General features: G+C 66.3%; 20 protein-coding genes and 1 riboswitch. Of the genes, 15 read left to right on the top strand and 5 right to left on the bottom strand.

Features of this window, described 5'->3' with window-relative positions; genetic code table 11:
• Window position 1: 1 nt before the first annotated feature.
• The gene (gene alkB / locus DN387_RS05725; RefSeq protein ID WP_054914441.1) at window positions 2-667 is read right to left on the bottom strand and encodes a DNA oxidative demethylase AlkB; all 666 of its coding nucleotides are present in this window, start codon (window positions 665-667) and stop codon (window positions 2-4) included.
• A gap of 111 nt (window positions 668-778) precedes the next feature.
• On the opposite strand from alkB, the gene DN387_RS05720 reads away from it, so the two are divergent.
• The 13 genes from DN387_RS05720 (at window position 779) to DN387_RS05660 (ending at window position 11,613) form a co-directional block, all read left to right on the top strand.
• Window positions 779-1,180 (top strand): hypothetical protein, encoded by a 402-nt coding sequence (locus DN387_RS05720; RefSeq protein WP_054914649.1) that lies wholly within the window; start codon window positions 779-781, stop codon window positions 1,178-1,180.
• Between the two features lie 145 nt (window positions 1,181-1,325).
• Complete coding sequence (locus DN387_RS05715; protein ID WP_054914442.1) at window positions 1,326-2,162, top strand: urease accessory protein UreD; 837 nt, start codon at window positions 1,326-1,328, stop codon at window positions 2,160-2,162.
• A gap of 11 nt (window positions 2,163-2,173) precedes the next feature.
• A complete protein-coding gene (locus tag DN387_RS05710; protein ID WP_043859641.1) occupies window positions 2,174-2,476 on the top strand; it encodes an urease subunit gamma in 303 nt (100 codons plus the stop codon).
• A gap of 18 nt (window positions 2,477-2,494) precedes the next feature.
• On the top strand, window positions 2,495-2,812 hold the full coding sequence (locus DN387_RS05705) for an urease subunit beta (protein ID WP_054914443.1): 318 nt from the start codon (window positions 2,495-2,497) through the stop codon (window positions 2,810-2,812).
• Window positions 2,809-4,512, top strand: a complete 1,704-nt coding sequence (gene ureC / locus DN387_RS05700; RefSeq protein ID WP_043859639.1) for an urease subunit alpha — start codon at window positions 2,809-2,811, stop codon at window positions 4,510-4,512. Before DN387_RS05705 ends, ureC begins: the two co-directional genes overlap by 4 nt.
• Window positions 4,513-4,521: 9 nt before the next feature.
• Complete coding sequence (gene ureE / locus DN387_RS05695; RefSeq protein ID WP_043859638.1) at window positions 4,522-5,007, top strand: urease accessory protein UreE; 486 nt, start codon at window positions 4,522-4,524, stop codon at window positions 5,005-5,007.
• Window positions 5,008-5,027: 20 nt separating this feature from the next.
• Window positions 5,028-5,573 carry a HupE/UreJ family protein gene (locus DN387_RS05690; protein WP_054914444.1) on the top strand — a complete coding sequence of 182 codons (546 nt, stop codon included), beginning with the start codon at window positions 5,028-5,030 and terminating at the stop codon, window positions 5,571-5,573.
• Window positions 5,573-6,247: an urease accessory protein UreF gene (locus DN387_RS05685; protein WP_054914445.1), complete on the top strand. Its 675-nt coding sequence runs from the start codon at window positions 5,573-5,575 to the stop codon at window positions 6,245-6,247. Before DN387_RS05690 ends, DN387_RS05685 begins: the two co-directional genes overlap by 1 nt.
• 10 nt (window positions 6,248-6,257) lie before the next feature.
• Window positions 6,258-6,884, top strand: a complete 627-nt coding sequence (ureG, locus tag DN387_RS05680; protein WP_043860582.1) for an urease accessory protein UreG — start codon at window positions 6,258-6,260, stop codon at window positions 6,882-6,884.
• A gap of 126 nt (window positions 6,885-7,010) precedes the next feature.
• A riboswitch (TPP riboswitch) is annotated at window positions 7,011-7,126 on the top strand.
• A gap of 32 nt (window positions 7,127-7,158) precedes the next feature.
• The gene (locus tag DN387_RS05675; RefSeq protein WP_054914446.1) at window positions 7,159-7,809 is read left to right on the top strand and encodes a TenA family protein; all 651 of its coding nucleotides are present in this window, start codon (window positions 7,159-7,161) and stop codon (window positions 7,807-7,809) included.
• Between the two features lie 3 nt (window positions 7,810-7,812).
• Window positions 7,813-8,472: a TenA family protein gene (locus DN387_RS05670; RefSeq protein WP_043860584.1), complete on the top strand. Its 660-nt coding sequence runs from the start codon at window positions 7,813-7,815 to the stop codon at window positions 8,470-8,472.
• A 127-nt stretch (window positions 8,473-8,599) separates the two neighbouring features.
• Window positions 8,600-10,504: a M14 family metallopeptidase gene (locus DN387_RS05665; protein ID WP_054914447.1), complete on the top strand. Its 1,905-nt coding sequence runs from the start codon at window positions 8,600-8,602 to the stop codon at window positions 10,502-10,504.
• Window positions 10,505-10,584: 80 nt separating this feature from the next.
• Window positions 10,585-11,613, top strand: a complete 1,029-nt coding sequence (locus DN387_RS05660; RefSeq protein WP_054914448.1) for a hypothetical protein — start codon at window positions 10,585-10,587, stop codon at window positions 11,611-11,613.
• 6 nt (window positions 11,614-11,619) lie between these two features.
• Here the strand turns inward: DN387_RS05660 and DN387_RS05655 are convergent, their stop codons facing one another.
• The gene (locus tag DN387_RS05655) at window positions 11,620-12,048 is read right to left on the bottom strand and encodes a RidA family protein (protein WP_054914449.1); all 429 of its coding nucleotides are present in this window, start codon (window positions 12,046-12,048) and stop codon (window positions 11,620-11,622) included.
• An 88-nt stretch (window positions 12,049-12,136) separates the two neighbouring features.
• Entirely contained in the window at window positions 12,137-12,682 is a 546-nt protein-coding gene (locus DN387_RS05650) for a hypothetical protein (protein WP_043860588.1), read from the bottom strand.
• A gap of 153 nt (window positions 12,683-12,835) precedes the next feature.
• Here DN387_RS05650 and DN387_RS05645 point away from each other — a divergent pair, with 153 nt between their 5' ends.
• Together DN387_RS05645 and DN387_RS05640 are read left to right on the top strand one after the other, a co-directional pair.
• Window positions 12,836-13,642: a hypothetical protein gene (locus DN387_RS05645; RefSeq protein WP_043860589.1), complete on the top strand. Its 807-nt coding sequence runs from the start codon at window positions 12,836-12,838 to the stop codon at window positions 13,640-13,642.
• A gap of 133 nt (window positions 13,643-13,775) precedes the next feature.
• Entirely contained in the window at window positions 13,776-14,621 is an 846-nt protein-coding gene (locus DN387_RS05640) for a tyrosine recombinase XerC (protein ID WP_236172026.1), read from the top strand.
• Here DN387_RS05640 and DN387_RS05635 read toward each other — a convergent pair.
• Entirely contained in the window at window positions 14,618-15,130 is a 513-nt protein-coding gene (locus DN387_RS05635; protein WP_054914451.1) for a FecR family protein, read from the bottom strand. The two genes, DN387_RS05640 and DN387_RS05635, sit on opposite strands and share 4 nt — an antisense overlap.
• 144 nt (window positions 15,131-15,274) lie before the next feature.
• Window positions 15,275-15,622: a hypothetical protein gene (locus DN387_RS05630; protein ID WP_043860591.1), complete on the bottom strand. Its 348-nt coding sequence runs from the start codon at window positions 15,620-15,622 to the stop codon at window positions 15,275-15,277.
• Between the last annotated feature and the right edge of the window lie 61 nt (window positions 15,623-15,683).

The raw sequence follows: 15,683 nt of genomic DNA, 5'->3' as shown, positions 1-15,683 counted from the left end.
TTCAATCGGGTTGACCGGCCTTGCGCAGGGTCAGGTTGATGCGGCGGGCGCCCAGCAGTGGGTGCTCGCCGTCCTTGAGCGGGTTGACCCCGTGAAAGCGCAGGCGATCCTCGCCGCCCCAGACCATCACGTCGCCGTGCTGCAGGCCGACCTTGCGGGTGGGCTCGCTGCGGGTGTGCCCGCCGAACAGGAACACCGCCGGCAGGCCCAGCGAGATCGACACGATGGGCTGGCTGAAGTCGCGTTCGTTGCGGTCCTGGTGCAGGGTCAGGCGGTTGCCGGGCTGGTAGTGGTTGATCAGGCAGGCGTCGGGCCTGAAATGGGCGAAGCCGGCTGCCTCTGCGGCGGCAGCGGCCAGCTCGGCGAGCAGCGTGGGCAGGGCAGGCCAGGGCTTGCCGGTGAGCGGGTCGAAGGGGCTGTAGCGGTAGCCCAGGCGGTCGCTGACCCAGCCCAGCGGCCCGCAATTGGTGACCGCCACTTCGATGGTGCGCCCGCCGGGGGTGAGCTGGTTGCGAAACGGTGCGGCGCGCAGCACCGTGCGCAGGGCCGGCAGCAGGGGCTCGACGAGGTCCAGGGCAAAGCCTGGCAGCAGCAGCGTCTGCTTGCCGATCCATTCGGGGGCGCCGAGGGCGGGTGGGCCGAACAGGTCGAGTTCGGGTTGTTTCATGCAAGGATCTCCAGTGACGCCTTCGCCGGCAACGCCGGCGCCTGCAGGCGACGCAAACCGGGCAGGAGCCGGCGTTGCCGGCGCAGGGGCCGGTGACTATGCTTGGGCCTCATGGAGCCCATCATACCGCTGCGCCAACCCTGCCCACCCGGTGCCTGCATCTGCGAGCGCGAACGCCTGCTCGAAACGCCGGGCGCCGACCTGCGCATTCTGCGCCTGACCCGCCAGGAAGAAAACCGCCTGCTCCAACGCCTGGAAAACCTGCAGAGCCTGCCCGACCTCGAACACCTGCAGCGCCGCCTGTTCGATCAGCTTGGCATCCAGGTGCACATCGCCCCCGGCCCCAATGAAGTGCGCACCATGCGCGGTATCCGTATCGAGGTCGAGGGCCCGCCAGGGTTGTGCCGCAAGACCCGCCAGAGCATACCGGCGGCCATCCGCCGCGCCCTCGAAAAACGTCCCGAGATCGCCTACCGGCTGCTCGACGCCCATGACCTGTTTGGCCAGCAGTAACCATCGCAGGGCGTTTCCTACGCCGTGACCACGCCAATGCACAACATTGGCTCGCAACCTGCATTGCCCCTGGCATCGATAGCTGATCGATTGGTCAGACACCGGCCTTGCCGTGTCGCCACTCCATTGCCCAGGGCCGCCGTGCATGACGCAAGCTCAACGATTTATCCCCGCGCCGGTTGATCCGGCCGGCTGGAACGCCGAACTGAACCTGCGCTTCGTCGCAGGTCAGGGGCGGACCCGAATTGGTGCACGCCAGCATTTCGGCCCACTTCTGGTGCAGCGCCCGTTCTACCCCGAAGGCGACCCCTGCCATGTGTATGTGCTGCACCCCCCGGGCGGGGTGGTGGGGGGGGATCGCCTGGCCCTGAAGCTGCACCTGGAGCCGGGCAGCCATGCGCTGCTGACCATGCCCGGTGCCACCAAGTTCTACCGCAGCGCCGGGCCCACCTCGGTGCTGCGCCAGCGCTTTCACCTGGCCGAGGGCAGCACCCTGGAGTGGCTGCCCCAGGACAGCATCTGCTTCCCCGGCGCGCGGGTATCGCTGCACAGCCATTTCAGCCTGGCCCCCGGCGCGCGCCTGCTGGCCTGGGAAACCCTGTGCCTGGGCCGCCCGGTAATGGGCGAGGCCTTCAGCCATGGCGCCGTGGACAGCCGGCTGCAGGTGGACATGCCCGACGATCCCGGCCTGCACGAGCGCCTGCGCCTGCAGGGTGGGCACCTGCACAAGCTGGGCGGCCACCCGCTGCTGGCCACCTTCTGCGCCGCCCCGGCCAACGAGCAACTGCTTGAACAGGTACGCGAACTGATCCACCCGCTGCCGGTGCCCGCCGGCGCCACGCTGCTTGGCCAGCTGCTGGTGGTGCGCCTGCTCGACCACGACAACCAACGCCTGCAATCCACCCTGCAGCGGCTGTGGCGCGCCCTGCGACCGACCGTCGTCGGCTTGCCGCCATGCCCGCCGCGCATCTGGGCCACTTGAGAGACCGCACCATGGAGCTGACCCCGAGAGAGAAAGACAAACTGCTGCTGTTCACCGCCGCGTTGCTCGCCGAGCGCCGCCTGGCCCGTGGGCTGAAGCTCAACTACCCCGAGGCGGTGGCGCTGATCAGTGCCAGCGTGATGGAAGGTGCCCGCGACGGGCGCACGGTGGCCGAGCTGATGAGCCTGGGCCGCGAAGTGCTGGGGCGTGACCAGGTGATGGAAGGCGTCAGCGAGATGATCCACGACGTGCAGGTGGAAGCGACCTTTCCCGACGGGACCAAGCTGGTCACCGTCCACGACCCTATCGTCTGACCTGCCCAGGAGCAGCCCATGATTCCCGGAGAAATCCAGGTCGCCGACGGCGACATCGAACTCAACGCCGGTCGCGCCACGATCAGCGTCAGCGTGGCCAACCATGGCGACCGGCCGATCCAGGTCGGCTCGCACTATCACTTCTACGAGGTCAACGCCTTTCTGGTGTTCGAGCGCGAGGCCACCCGCGGCTTTCGCCTGGACATCGCCGCCGGCACTGCCGTGCGCTTCGAACCGGGCCAGGCGCGCACCGTCAACCTGGTGGCCTATGCCGGCAAGCGCGAGGTGTACGGTTTCCAGGGCCGGGTGATGGGCAAGCTGGAGGCCGTGGCATGAGCCGTATTTCCCGGCGTGCCTATGCCGACATGTTCGGCCCCACCGTGGGCGACCGTGTGCGCCTGGCCGACACCGAGCTGTGGGTGGAGGTCGAGCAGGACTTCACGGTCTACGGTGAAGAGGTCAAGTTCGGCGGCGGCAAGGTGATCCGCGACGGCATGGGCCAGGGCCAGATGCTGGCCGCCGAGGCCATGGACCTGGTGCTGACCAACGCCCTGATCATCGACCACTGGGGCATCGTCAAGGCCGATATCGGCGTGAAGAACGGGCGCATCTTCGGCATCGGCAAGGCCGGCAACCCCGACGTGCAGCCCGGCGTGACCCTGGCGGTGGGGCCGGGCACCGAGGTGATCGCCGCCGAGGGCAAGATCGTCACCGCCGGCGGCATCGACTCGCACATTCATTTCATCTGCCCGCAGCAGGTCGACGAGGCGCTGGTGTCGGGCATCACCACCTTCATCGGCGGCGGCACCGGGCCGGCCACCGGCACCAACGCCACCACCTGTACTTCGGGCACCTGGTACCTGGCGCGCATGCTCCAGGCCGCCGACGAACTGCCGATCAACATCGGCCTGCTGGGCAAGGGCAATGCCTCGCAACCCCAGGCCCTGCGCGAGCAGATCGAGGCCGGGGCGGTGGGGCTCAAGCTGCACGAAGACTGGGGCTCGACCCCGGCGGCCATCGACTGTTGCCTGGGCGTGGCCGAGGCGATGGACGTGCAGGTGGCGCTGCACAGCGACACCCTCAACGAAAGCGGCTGCATCGAAGACACCCTGGCCGCCATCGGCGACCGCACCATCCACACCTTCCATACCGAGGGTGCGGGCGGCGGGCATGCGCCGGACATCATCCGTGCGGCGGGCTACGCCAACGTGCTGCCGTCCTCCACCAACCCGACCCTGCCGTACACCGTCAACACCGTGGACGAGCACCTGGACATGCTGATGGTGTGCCACCACCTGGACACCAGCATCCCCGAGGACGTGGCCTTCGCCGAGTCGCGCATCCGCCGCGAGACGATTGCCGCCGAAGACATCCTGCACGACATCGGCGCGTTCTCGATGACCTCGTCCGACTCCCAGGCCATGGGCCGGGTGGGCGAGGTGGTGCTGCGCACCTGGCAGGTGGCGCACCAGATGAAACTGCGCCGCGGCCCGTTGGCGCCTGACACCGCGCGCAGCGACAACTTCCGGGTCAAGCGCTACATCGCCAAGTACACCATCAACCCGGCGCTGACCCATGGCATCGCCCATGAAGTCGGTTCGCTGGAGGCCGGCAAGCTGGCCGACCTGGTGCTGTGGTCGCCGGCGTTCTTCGGGGTCAAGCCCGCACTGGTGCTCAAGGGCGGGATGATCGTGATGGCGCCGATGGGCGACATCAACGGCTCGATCCCGACGCCGCAGCCGGTGCACTACCGGCCGATGTTCGGCGCCCTGGGCCAGGCGCGCAACGCCACGCGCATGACGTTCCTGTCCCAGGCCGCGGTGGAGCGTGGCGTTCACCATGAACTGCGCCTGCGCAGCCTGATCGGCGTGGCCCGGGGCTGTCGCACGGTGCGCAAGGCCGACATGCTGCACAACGGGCTGATGCCCACCATCGAAGTGGATTCACAAACCTATGAGGTACGCGCCGACGGCGAGCTGCTGGTGTGCGAGCCGGCCAGCGTGCTGCCGATGGCGCAGCGTTATTTTCTGTTTTGAGGAGCGAGCATGATCCTGTTGACGCAACGCCTGAACCAGGCCGCACACATCGGCGCCACTGCCACCCTGAGCCTGGATACGCGCATCAAGAGCCGCGTGCGCATCACCCTGGATGACGGGCGCGAGGCCGGGCTGATGCTCGAACGCGGCCAGCTGATTCGCGGCGGCGAGCTGCTGGCCGACGCCCAGGGGCGTGAGGTGATTCGCGTGCTGGCGGCGCCGGAGCAGGTTTCGACGGTGCGCTGCGCCGACCCGCTGGCGCTGGCCCGCGCCGCCTATCACCTGGGCAATCGGCATGTGCCGTTGCAGATCGAGCGCGATTTCGTGCGGTACCAGCACGACCATGTGCTGGACGACATGGTGCGTGGCTTCGGCCTTGAGGTGACGGTGGAGCAGGCGCCGTTCGAGCCCGAGGCCGGCGCCTACCAGAGCGCGCCGCACAGCCACAGCCACAACGATCACCCCTTTGTTCGCGTGCCTGGCCACGCCCACTGATTTCGACATGGAGTTGCACGATGAAAAAGACCCTCGCGTTTGCCTTGCTGCTGATCGCCGTCCCTGCGTTCGCCCACCCCGGCCACGACAGCAACCCCCTGCAGGACGGGTTGCTGCACCCGCTCACCGGGCTTGATCACCTGCTGATGCTGCTGGGCACCGGGGTGCTGGCCGCCCTGACCGGGCGCACCCTGGCGCTGCCGCTGGCCACGCTGGCGGCGATGTTCGGCGGCGCGCTGATGGGCCATCTGTTCGGGGGCGTGATCGGCATGGAGAGCATGATCATCGGCTCGCTGCTGGTGGCCGCCGCGGCGCTGCTGCTGCCCAGCCGCCAGGTGCTGCTGGCGCTGGTCATGCCGGTGTTCGCGCTGTTTCACGGCTGGGCCCACGGCGTCGAAGCCAGCCCGGGCGCGTTCTGGGTGTTCAGCGCAGGCTTTGTCGCGGTCAGCGGCCTGTTGCTGCTGGCAGGCTATGGCGCCGGGCGCCTGTTGCACCGTCACCCTGGGCTGCAGAAGGCCTGTGGCGGCGGCCTGCTGGCCGGTGCCGCCCTGGTGCTGGCCGGCTGATGAGCGCCAACCTGCAGTTGCTGCGCCTGCTGCAACTGGTCAGCGCCAACCTGCCGGTGGGGGGCTTCACCTATTCCCAGGGGTTGGAGTGGGCGGTGGAGGCGGGCTGGGTGACGGGGGCCGACGGCTTTGGCGCCTGGCAGCGCGAGCAGTTGCACGACACCCTCGGCCACCTCGACTGGCCGCTGCTGCAACGGCTGTACAGCGCGTGCCGCGCGCAAGATGCCGATGCGTTCGCCCACTGGAGCAGCTTTTTGCTGGCCAACCGCGAAACCGCCGAGCTGCGCCTGGAGGAACGCCAGCGTGGCAAGGCCCTGGCGCGCCTGCTCGATGGCTGGCAGCTGTGTCAGGCGCCGGCCTGGCGCAGCAGCGTCGAGCTGAGCCAGCTGGGCGGCATGGCCTGGCTGGCCGTGCACTGGCAGATCCCGCTGCGTGAGCTGGCCCTGGGGCATGGCTTTGCCTGGCTGGAAGGGGCGGTGATGGCCGGGGTCAAGCTGGTGCCGTTCGGTCAGCAGGCAGCCCAGACCCTGCTGCGCGAGTTGTGCGAGGAGCTGCCTGCGGTACTGGAGTGGGCGCTGGACGTACCTGATGAACACCTGGGCGGCGGCCTGCCGTTGCTGGCGATTGCCTCTGCCCGCCATGAAACCCAATACACCCGATTGTTCCGATCCTGAGGAAACTGCCATGCAAAGCTACCAGCAACCCCTGCGCGTCGGTGTCGGCGGCCCGGTCGGCTCCGGCAAGACCGCGCTGCTCGAAGCGCTGTGCAAGGCCATGCGCGATGACTACCAGATCGCCGTGGTCACCAACGACATCTACACCAAGGAAGACCAGCGCATCCTTACCGAAGCCGGCGCGCTCGAACCCGAGCGCATCGTCGGCGTGGAGACCGGCGGCTGCCCGCATACCGCGATCCGTGAAGATGCCTCGATGAACCTGGCGGCGGTGGAGGATCTGGCGCGCAAGTTCGGCAACCTGGAAGTGATCTTCGTCGAGAGTGGCGGTGACAACCTGAGTGCCACCTTCAGCCCGGAGCTGGCCGACCTGACGATCTACGTGATCGACGTGGCCGAGGGCGAGAAGATCCCGCGCAAGGGCGGGCCGGGGATCACCAAGTCGGATTTTCTGGTGATCAACAAGATCGACCTGGCGCCCTATGTGGGTGCGTCGCTGGAGGTCATGGAAAAGGACACCCGGCGCATGCGGCCCGAGCGGCCGTGGACGTTCAGCAACCTGAAGACGGGGCAGGGCTTGCAGGCGGTGATCGGGTTCATTGTCGAGCGGGGGATGTTGAAACCGGTTTCGGTGTGAATGCCTATCGCGGGTCAAGCCCGCTCCCACAAGGACGGCGCCAGCTCCTGTGGGAGCGGGCTTGACCCGCGATGGCATCGATGCGGTGCCTGCGCATTGCACATTGCCCACATCGCTGTATACAGTGTGCGCACCAAGGGGAGCCCCGGCAACGGGCTGAGAAACCGCTGGCATCTGCAGCGCGGTGACCCTTCGAACCTGATCCGGATCATGCCGGCGAAGGGATGGGATCTAGCGCCTGCCTTCTTTGCCGGTCTCACTGCGAGGCCGCTCCATGACTGCCCCACGTTTCACCGAACACCTGCGCAAACAAAGCGAACCCACCTGGTCGGCCGCCGTCGGCCACCGTTTCGTCACCCAGCTGTGCGACGGCAGCCTGCCGGACCCGGTGATGGTGCGTTACCTGGTGCAGGACCATCGCTTCATCGACAGCTTCCTGACCCTGCTCGGCGCGGCCATTGCCACCGCCGACACCTTCGATGCACGCCTGCGCCTGGCGCGTTTCGCCGGCATGATCGCCAGCGATGAAAACACCTATTTCCTGCGCGCCTTTGAGGCACTGGGCGTGAGCGAGGCGCAACGCACCGCGCCGGCCGACACACAGCCCACGGCCGGCTTCAAGGCGATCATGCGCCAGGCGGCGGCCACCCGATCCTATGCGGCAGTGCTGGCGGTGCTCAACGTGGCCGAGGGCCTGTACCTGGACTGGGCGCTCAAGGCGCCCAGGCCGCTGCCGGACAACTTCGTGCACGCCGAGTGGATCACCTTGCACGACAACCCGGCCTTCGCCGACTTCGTTGCGTTCCTGGGCGCCGAACTCGACCGTGTGGGCCCCCAGGAAGAGGCGCTGAGCACCGATTTCTTCTTGCGTGCCGTGGCGCTGGAGCTTGAGTTTTTCGATGCCGTGTACCCACAGGGGGAGTGAACGATGGATATTTTCGACCGTTTGAAAGCTGCTGCACCGACCGAGTGGGCCAGTTACGTGGACCACAGCTTCGTGCGCCAGATGGGCCAGGGCAGCTTGCCCGAAACGGCGTTTCGTACCTACCTGGTGCAGGATTACCTGTTCCTGATCCAGTTCGCGCGGGCCTGGGCGCTGGCCGCGTACAAGAGCCGCCGGCCTTCGGACATCCGTGCCGCCCAGGCGGGGCTTGCGGCGATTCTGGACGAGACCGACCTGCATGTACGCCTGTGCGCGCGCTGGGGCTTGTCCAAGGCTGACATCGAGGCCGCGCCGGAGCACCAGGCCACCGTGGCCTATACGCGCTTCGTGCTCGATTGCGGCGCGGCGGGCGACTTGCTGGACCTGCATGTGGCGCTGTCGCCCTGTGTGATCGGCTACGCCGAGATCGGCCGGGCGCTGAGCCCCGACGGGGTGGCGGCGCTGGGTGATCATCCGTACCGCGAGTGGATTGGCGAGTATGCCGGGGAGGGGTATCAGGGCGTGGCTGCTGCAGCGCGCCTGCACCTGGACGAGCTGGCGGCGCGCAGCATGACCGAGCAGCGCTTCACCGAGCTGGTGGCGATCTTTGCCCAGGCGTCGCGGCTGGAGGCGGATTTCTGGCAGATGGGGTTGGCGGCGCGGTAGAACGGCGTGGCGCAACGGCGCTCCTGGCACCGAGCGCCGCTCGCGCGGCGCTTCGCCGGCATCCCATCGCGGTGACATTGCCCCTTATCAGCTAAGGTTGCCTGCTTACGCATGATAAGGACCCATCATGAACGACCTGCACCCGCAGCCCCTGCTGGCCACCTTGCTGTTGCTCGGCAGCCTGCCCGCCCTTGCGGCCTTGCCCGGCGCCCCGGCCTATATCGATGACAGCGACTACCCCGAGGCCGCCAAGCAACGCATTCTGCCGGCAATGTTCGAGCAGACCCTCACCAGCACCCGCTATATCGCGCCCGCCGGCAACCCCCTGATCACCGTCGCCGAAGCCACCGGCTTTGCCGACACCAGCACCTACGCGCAAACCCGCGATTACCTTCAGCAACTGGCATCCGCCGCCAATGGCGCCATCGTGCTCAGCGAGCTGCCGGAGAAAAGCGCCGAGGGCCACCCGATGCTGCTGGTGGTGGCCTCGCTGGAGGCCGACAAGTCACCCGCCGCGCTCAAGCGTTCGGGCAAGCCGACGCTCTTTATCGAGGCCGGTATCCACCCCGGCGAGTCCAACGGCAAGGACGCGATGTTCATGCTGCTGCGCGACATGACCACCGGCAGCAAGCCGCTGGCCGGCCTGCTGCAGAAGGTCAACATCCTGTTCATCCCCAGTGTCAACGTGGACGGCGATATCCGTCGCAGCGCCTATGGCCGAATCAACCAGAACGGCCCCCGCCAGAGTGGCTGGCGCGTGAACGGGCGCAACCTCAACCTGAACCGCGATTTCACCAAGCTCGACAGCGCCGAGATCCGCAACGTGGCCTGGGTGTTCAACACCTACGAGCTGAGCTTCTTCGCCGACACCCACTCCACCGATGGCGCGATGTACCCCTACGACAGCTCGTATTGCCATAACGGCAATGGCTGGTCGCCGGCCAGCAGCGCGTGGATGGACACGGTGATGCGTGCGCCGGTGTACCAGGCGCTGGAGGGCGAGGGGCATGTGGTGCACGAGTGCATCAGCATGAACGACAACCAGGACCCGACCCAGGGCTACTACCCGTACCGCACCGACCTGGCGCGCTTCTCCAACCAGTACGGCGATATCCGCAACGTGCCGTCGATTCTGATCGAGCAGCATGCACTGCACCCGTACCAGACCCAGGTGCTGGGCAACTACGTGATGCTCAAGACGATGTTCCAGGTGATCGGCGAGCAGGCCGCTTCGCTGCAGCAGGCCATTGCCAGTGACCGTGCCCGGCTCGCGGCCCAGCGCGAGGTGGTGCTGACCTGGAAGCCGGGCAAGGAGGAGCAGGTGGACTTCAAGGTGGGCGACTACCGCTACGAACAGTCGCCGATCACCGGTGCCAGGACGATCGTGTGGAGCAACGTGCCCAAGCCGCTGACGGTGCCGGTCACTGGCAACACCGAGCCCGACCTGGTGGTCAAGCGCCCACGCCAGTACGTGGTGCCGGCGCAGTGGGCCGAGGTGATCGCGCGGCTCAAGGCGCATGGCATCCGCATGCGCACCCTCGAGCAGCCCACGGCGATGGCGGTGACGCTGTACCGCATGGATGAGGTGAAGGTGGCCGGTGGCTTCGAGCCGGACCGTGCGGCAGCCAACGAGATTCCGGGCTATGAAGGGCATCTGCTGGTCAGTGGCGTGGCCAACCCGCTGGAGCGTATGCAGACCTTTGCGGCGGGTTCGGTGCTGATCGACGTCGACCAGCCGTTGGGCGTGCTGGCGATCAACCTGTTGCACCCGCAAAGCCCCGACTCGTTCTGGGCCTGGGGTTTCTTCAACGCGACCCTGGTGGCGGCGGAGGAGCCAGAGGAATACGTGATGGAGCCGATGGCGCGCAAGATGCTGGCCGAGAGCCCGGCACTCAAGGCCGAGTTCGAGGCCCGCCTCAAGGACGACAAGGCGTTCGCCGACAGCCCGAGTGCGCGCCTGCACTGGTTTTACCAGCGCACGCCCTTCTATGACGTGAATGCATTCGTGTACCCGGTGGGGGCCGTGTACTGAGTTAAAGGAAGCGCCAGCCGTGCCGATGCAGGTGTGGGCCACCGCGACCATTGCGGTGGCGTTGCCTTGTCAGGACGTCCATGAAGACCAGCCTTACCCTTGCCATCACCCTGCTGTACGCCTCGCTGGCGTGTGCCCAGGACATGAGCCAGCAGATTGCACAGCCGCTCAAGTACGCAAGCCTTGAAGAAATGAACCTTGGCGAGTTCGTGCAACAGAGCCGCTATGCGTCGACCTTGAGCGCGCTGCGCATGGACTCCGAGGCTGGTGATGCCAATGCCACGCTGGACCTGCTGGAGGCACTGACCGGCAACAAGGACCTCAAGCCCCAGGACCTCGACGCGGTCAAGCAACTGCTGGAAATCGCCGCCGTGCAGAAAGCCGACGGTGCCAGGTTGCAAGCAATGACGGCCCGCTACGGTGCACTCAAGACCCAGGGTGTGGCGGTGTCGACAACGCCTGCACGGCCAGCGCTGACCCTCGACTACAGCGGCGACTCGCTGGACGACATCTCTGGCGTGAAAGGCTGTGGCGATGCGCAGACGGCGCAGACCACGGCGTGCTTCGCGGCGTTCAACAAGGCGTTGAAGGCCGATTACACGGCGCTCAAGCAGTACAACCTGGCCCTGGGCTGGTCGGCGCAGCGGTTTCAGCCAGATGCCCTGCAAGCCAAGGCAAGCAAGGCCTGCGGGCGCTTCGACTACTGTCCGACCACCACCTTGTACGTGATGAACCAGACGTTGCTGCACGAAACCAACGAAGTCCGCTTCCCCAAGACCTACGAGCAGGCGGTGTATCAATTGCTCACTGTGCCGGTGGCCACTGTGCAGCGCACGCAAAAGGCCAACTATGAAAAGGCAGTGCAGGCCAACTTCGAGCAGGCCCGCCAGCAACGCTATGCCTACCGCGAACGCGCCGGTCAGTCGGCGGACGCCCTGGTCATCTACGCGTTGCGCATGGATGCGGTGATTCTCGAACGGCCCAACTGCACCGCGTTTGCCAACCAGGCCTATGAAATGGCCTTCAACGTCCACAACAGGGTTGTTGCCGAGAGCGAGCTGGACCGCATCAACCGCTCGATCGTGCAGACGCAGTGCACGCTGCGCTAGGGGCCATCAGCTCGAAGCGGGCAGGGCCGCCACCGCATCGACTTCGATCTGCATGCCGTCCAGTGCCAGGCGCGGCACAGGTATCAGGGTGCAGGTCGGTTTGCTGAGCTGGCCCCAGGCGGCGTTCGCAGCCGCCACCCACAGCGCCAGCCTGGCTTCGCTATGGTCCACGATCAGCAGGGTCAGCTTGAATACATCGGCCAGGCTCGCACCTCTGGATTCCAGCGCGGTGCGCAGGTTGAGCAGCGCCTGGCGCGCCTGTTCGGCAAAGTCGGGCGACAGCGTACCGGCAGGGTCTTCACCCCCCTGGCCGGCGATGTACAGCAGCTTGGCGGCGGTGCTGACCTCGGCCACGTGTGAATAGGCATTGGCGCTGGGGTCGTACAGGCCTTCGGGGTTGGACAACACAAATACGGCGGGTTGGCTGGTGCTCATGGGGCGACTCCACTCAAGGGAGGCGCAAGGGTAAAACCTCAAGTTAGGTTGAGGTCAAGCACCTGTTTTCAAGGGCGCCGCACGTTCTTCAGTAGTGTTTGAGAAATAGGCGCTGCGAAGGCACCGGCCCCTTGATCAGTCGGATCAGGTCGCTGGCCTGCAAGGTGAACGGCTTCGAATAGTAGTAGCCCACAAAGAAGCCGGACGCCTTCATGGTGCATGGCAGTACCGGCTTTCTTGCCAGCATGTCGAGGGCCGCTGCGTCGCTCAGGTCGCGGTACTGGTCTTTTTTCTGAAAGCTCAGTTTCGAGGTGAACAGGCCATCACGGGGCGGTCGGTCATCGCGTTCGATCTCACCGATCAGCGAATACGTCATGCGGTGGTCATAGGCGAGGTTCTCATCCTCGGTGATCGAGCATTCGATGCGCGTGCCCAACTGGCTGGTCTTGCCCCGGAAGGCGTCGAGCACATCCACATCTGCCGCGAAGGTCAGGGTGTACACACTGTGGTTGCTGTCGAGCTGCTTTTGCAGGGAAATCGGTTCGACCGTGGCCTTGGCGCGCGGGATGAACAGTGAACAGGCACTGAGCTGGGCAGCCAGCAGGCCAAGTACGATCAGTGGAAGCAGGCGCATGTGTCATCCATGGGGCGGGAGGGCGCCTTGATACACCAGTTGGTCACGCTGCGCCAGCGGTTCACGAGGCATCGCACAAAGCGCCGTGACACTTGCCGCAGAGTGCCTGCTAGGGCATCCTGCGCGCCCGCCACACTCATGGAAGAAGGGCGCATGCCTGTGTTTCACCGCTTCGCCCTCGGCTTCACGCTGGCCGCCGGTGCACTGTTGAGCAGTGGCTGCGTCAAGGACCACGGCATCGACCCGTTGCCCCTGCGCTTTGTGTCGTTCAGCGACAACCCGTACCGCTACGACCTGCGTTTTCAGGCCGACGAAGACCTGCTCAGCCTGTTCGAACGCCACACCGGCAATGGCCAGATCAGCGAGCGGCTGGTGTGCGCGCTGGACGGCGACGAGAACTTCGACCTCGAGCACGTGATCACCTACAACCTGTCCGGCTCGCCCGAGTTCGAAAGCCGCGCGCCCGATGGCAGCTTCAACTACCTGGCGCAGATGAGCTTCGACAAGACCCTGCCGAGCCGCTCCAGCAGCACTGAACTGACCCGCGAAACCATCCAGCGCCTGCTCGAGAACAGAACCACAATCCCGTGCAAGCTGTACATCACCGCGTTCCCGTATCACGCGTACTTTTCACTGGTGATGCGCATCCCGGTTTCGGTGCTGCTGGCCGAAGTGAACAAGCACGACTACAGCCCGTACATACCACCCTTTGTGTGGGCCGCGCCGACGCTGGACGACGCCACGCCGCTGGCACCCTTCGCCAGGCAGGTCGAGGCGCCGCTCTACAGTGCACGCCTGCCCATCACCGACAGCGAAACCGGCAGGCCACTGCCACGCGTGGCCTACGTGATCCAGCGCAAGGACGGGTATCTGGAATACGGCACCAGCGATGCCGAGGGCTACACCCACGAGGTGATCTCGCTGACCCGGGAAACCATCAAGCTTTACCTGGTGGACTAGGGGTATCATCCCCGGCTGAATTTGCCCTACTGCGCTAGAGGAACCCCACGGTTTGCCTGATTCACTGCACGCATCGCTCCACAACCCCCTGCTGCAATACCTCGCCCGATTGGCCCCGTCGAGCCAGTTGACCATGAAGTACATCCTGCAGGACGCCGCCGACCGTCTGGACTTCGAGGACATCGACATCAAGGAGGTGCCCTGGCACTTGCTCGAACCGGGGCATGTCACTGCACTGGTGGCGGCGTTGCGCTCCGACGGCTATGCGCCCAACACCACGTCGCTGTACGTCAACGCGATTCGCGGGGTGATGAACGAGGCCTGGCGCCTGGGCCTGATCAGCCAGGACCAGCTGCTGCGCATGCGCACGGTCAAGGCCGCCCAGGGCACGCGCCTGCCGGTGGGGCGCAACCTCAAGCGCACGCTGATCCGCGAACTGATGGAGGCCTGCGCTGCCGACCCGCGCCCGCAGGGGCTGCGCGACGCGGCGGTGATCGCCTTGCTGTACGGCACCGGCATGCGCAAGAGCGAGTCGGTCAACCTCGACCTCAAGCAGATCGACTTTGCCGAGCGCAGCCTGCAGGTGCTGGGCAAGGGCAACAAGCAGCTGATCAAGTACGCCCCGGTGTGGGCCTTCGACAAGCTCAATGCCTGGCTGGAGTTTCGCCGCTCGCAGCTGCCCGAGGGCCAGGCCGACGATACCTTCCTGTTCAACCGCATCCGCCGCGGCAGCCATATCACCCGCGAGCGCATCACCAAGCACGCGATCTACTACATCGCCCGCCAACGCGGAACCCAGGTGGGCGTGAAGATCATGCCCCACGATTTTCGCCGTTCGTTCATCACCCGGGTGATCGAGGAGCACGACCTGTCGATAGCGCAGAAGCTGGCGCATCACAGCAACATCCAGACCACGGCCAACTACGACATGCGCGACGACAACGAGCGGCGCCGCGCGGTGGACCGCTTCGACTGCTAGCTACCGGCGGGCCAGGCCCGGGTGTTGATTCGGCTGGGCCGGGCTGGCCATTGCCAGCTGCTGCCGGCACGGCGCAACCATAGCCCGCTGCCGCTGGGCAGCAGGCTGGGGGTGCCCAGCCGTGGCAGGACCTGTACGTCAGCCGCGTAGGCGTTGACCTGGGAGCCCCTGTGCAGATGATCGACACTGAACGTCCCGGAGTGTGCGCGGACTTCACCGCTCGGGGTTTCGACGATCAGCGGGCGCGGGTCGCTGCTGGCCTGCACCAGCACTTCGCCGTCGTGCAGCACCAGGCGTCGTTGCTGCGCGGTGAAGCGGATGTCCACATGGGTGGCGTGGTTGAGCGCAAGCTGGCTGCCATCGCTCAATTGCAGCAGGCGTGTCTGGGCCGGCCCGGTGCGTTCATCGGCCATCAATTGGCGCCATGGCACGATGTTCTGCGCCAGGTAGGCGCTGCCAAGGATTGCCAGCAGGCAAGCGCCAAGGCGTTTCAGGCGAGGGTCAGACACGGGGAGCCCCAGGTGGAAGAGGCTGGGGATGATAGGGGCAGCAGGGGCGGCACTCAAGCGGTTGCAGTGCTTGGGCCTTCGCCGGCAAGGCCGGCTCCTACAGGGTGTGTATCGCCGGTAGGAGCCAGCTTGCGGGCGCAGCGGTCAACTGCCGGCCGGGCCGCTGACACCGCCGCTGTTGTTGCTTTCGGAGCCTTCGTGGCCATTTCTCTCGGAGCCGGTGCCCTCGGGCATCTGCCCACGGGTGTCATCGGTGTTCATGCCGCCCTGGCGGCCGTCGTCGTTGCCCTGGGTACGTGGGTCGGTGCCGTTGGGCATCGACGGCTCGTTGGACGGGGCCGGCACATCCACCCCGGCCCCAGGAAGGGTGGAGTTGGGCACGCCGTTGCCGGGGGCAGGGTTGGTCGGGCCGGTACCTGCGGCCAGGGCCACGGTGGCCTGGGCGCCCAGCAGCGCGGCGAACAGCAGAGCGGTGATCGGGGTGCGGGTCATGGTCGAACTCCTTTCATGTGGGCTACCTGACATTGGTCCGTCGTCATGCGCCGAGGGTGCG

Origin of the sequence: Pseudomonas sp. FBF18, from assembly GCF_024261405.1 — a bacterium.
GTDB lineage: Bacteria > Pseudomonadota > Gammaproteobacteria > Pseudomonadales > Pseudomonadaceae > Aquipseudomonas > Aquipseudomonas palmensis.
This window is presented reverse-complemented; position numbering and strand designations above follow the sequence as displayed.

Bases quoted from the DNA above. Each gene is read 5' to 3' on its own strand.
- alkB (WP_054914441.1), bottom strand. From the start codon at position 667: ATGAAACAACCCGAACTCGACCTGTTCGGCCCACCCGCCCTCGGCGCC.
- DN387_RS05720 (WP_054914649.1), top strand. From the start codon at position 779: ATGGAGCCCATCATACCGCTGCGCCAACCCTGCCCACCCGGTGCCTGC.
- DN387_RS05715 (WP_054914442.1), top strand. From the start codon at position 1,326: ATGACGCAAGCTCAACGATTTATCCCCGCGCCGGTTGATCCGGCCGGC.
- DN387_RS05710 (WP_043859641.1), top strand. From the start codon at position 2,174: ATGGAGCTGACCCCGAGAGAGAAAGACAAACTGCTGCTGTTCACCGCC.
- DN387_RS05705 (WP_054914443.1), top strand. From the start codon at position 2,495: ATGATTCCCGGAGAAATCCAGGTCGCCGACGGCGACATCGAACTCAAC.
- ureC (WP_043859639.1), top strand. From the start codon at position 2,809: ATGAGCCGTATTTCCCGGCGTGCCTATGCCGACATGTTCGGCCCCACC.
- ureE (WP_043859638.1), top strand. From the start codon at position 4,522: ATGATCCTGTTGACGCAACGCCTGAACCAGGCCGCACACATCGGCGCC.
- DN387_RS05690 (WP_054914444.1), top strand. From the start codon at position 5,028: ATGAAAAAGACCCTCGCGTTTGCCTTGCTGCTGATCGCCGTCCCTGCG.
- DN387_RS05685 (WP_054914445.1), top strand. From the start codon at position 5,573: ATGAGCGCCAACCTGCAGTTGCTGCGCCTGCTGCAACTGGTCAGCGCC.
- ureG (WP_043860582.1), top strand. From the start codon at position 6,258: ATGCAAAGCTACCAGCAACCCCTGCGCGTCGGTGTCGGCGGCCCGGTC.
- DN387_RS05675 (WP_054914446.1), top strand. From the start codon at position 7,159: ATGACTGCCCCACGTTTCACCGAACACCTGCGCAAACAAAGCGAACCC.
- DN387_RS05670 (WP_043860584.1), top strand. From the start codon at position 7,813: ATGGATATTTTCGACCGTTTGAAAGCTGCTGCACCGACCGAGTGGGCC.
- DN387_RS05665 (WP_054914447.1), top strand. From the start codon at position 8,600: ATGAACGACCTGCACCCGCAGCCCCTGCTGGCCACCTTGCTGTTGCTC.
- DN387_RS05660 (WP_054914448.1), top strand. From the start codon at position 10,585: ATGAAGACCAGCCTTACCCTTGCCATCACCCTGCTGTACGCCTCGCTG.
- DN387_RS05655 (WP_054914449.1), bottom strand. From the start codon at position 12,048: ATGAGCACCAGCCAACCCGCCGTATTTGTGTTGTCCAACCCCGAAGGC.
- DN387_RS05650 (WP_043860588.1), bottom strand. From the start codon at position 12,682: ATGCGCCTGCTTCCACTGATCGTACTTGGCCTGCTGGCTGCCCAGCTC.
- DN387_RS05645 (WP_043860589.1), top strand. From the start codon at position 12,836: ATGCCTGTGTTTCACCGCTTCGCCCTCGGCTTCACGCTGGCCGCCGGT.
- DN387_RS05640 (WP_236172026.1), top strand. From the start codon at position 13,776: ATGAAGTACATCCTGCAGGACGCCGCCGACCGTCTGGACTTCGAGGAC.
- DN387_RS05630 (WP_043860591.1), bottom strand. From the start codon at position 15,622: ATGACCCGCACCCCGATCACCGCTCTGCTGTTCGCCGCGCTGCTGGGC.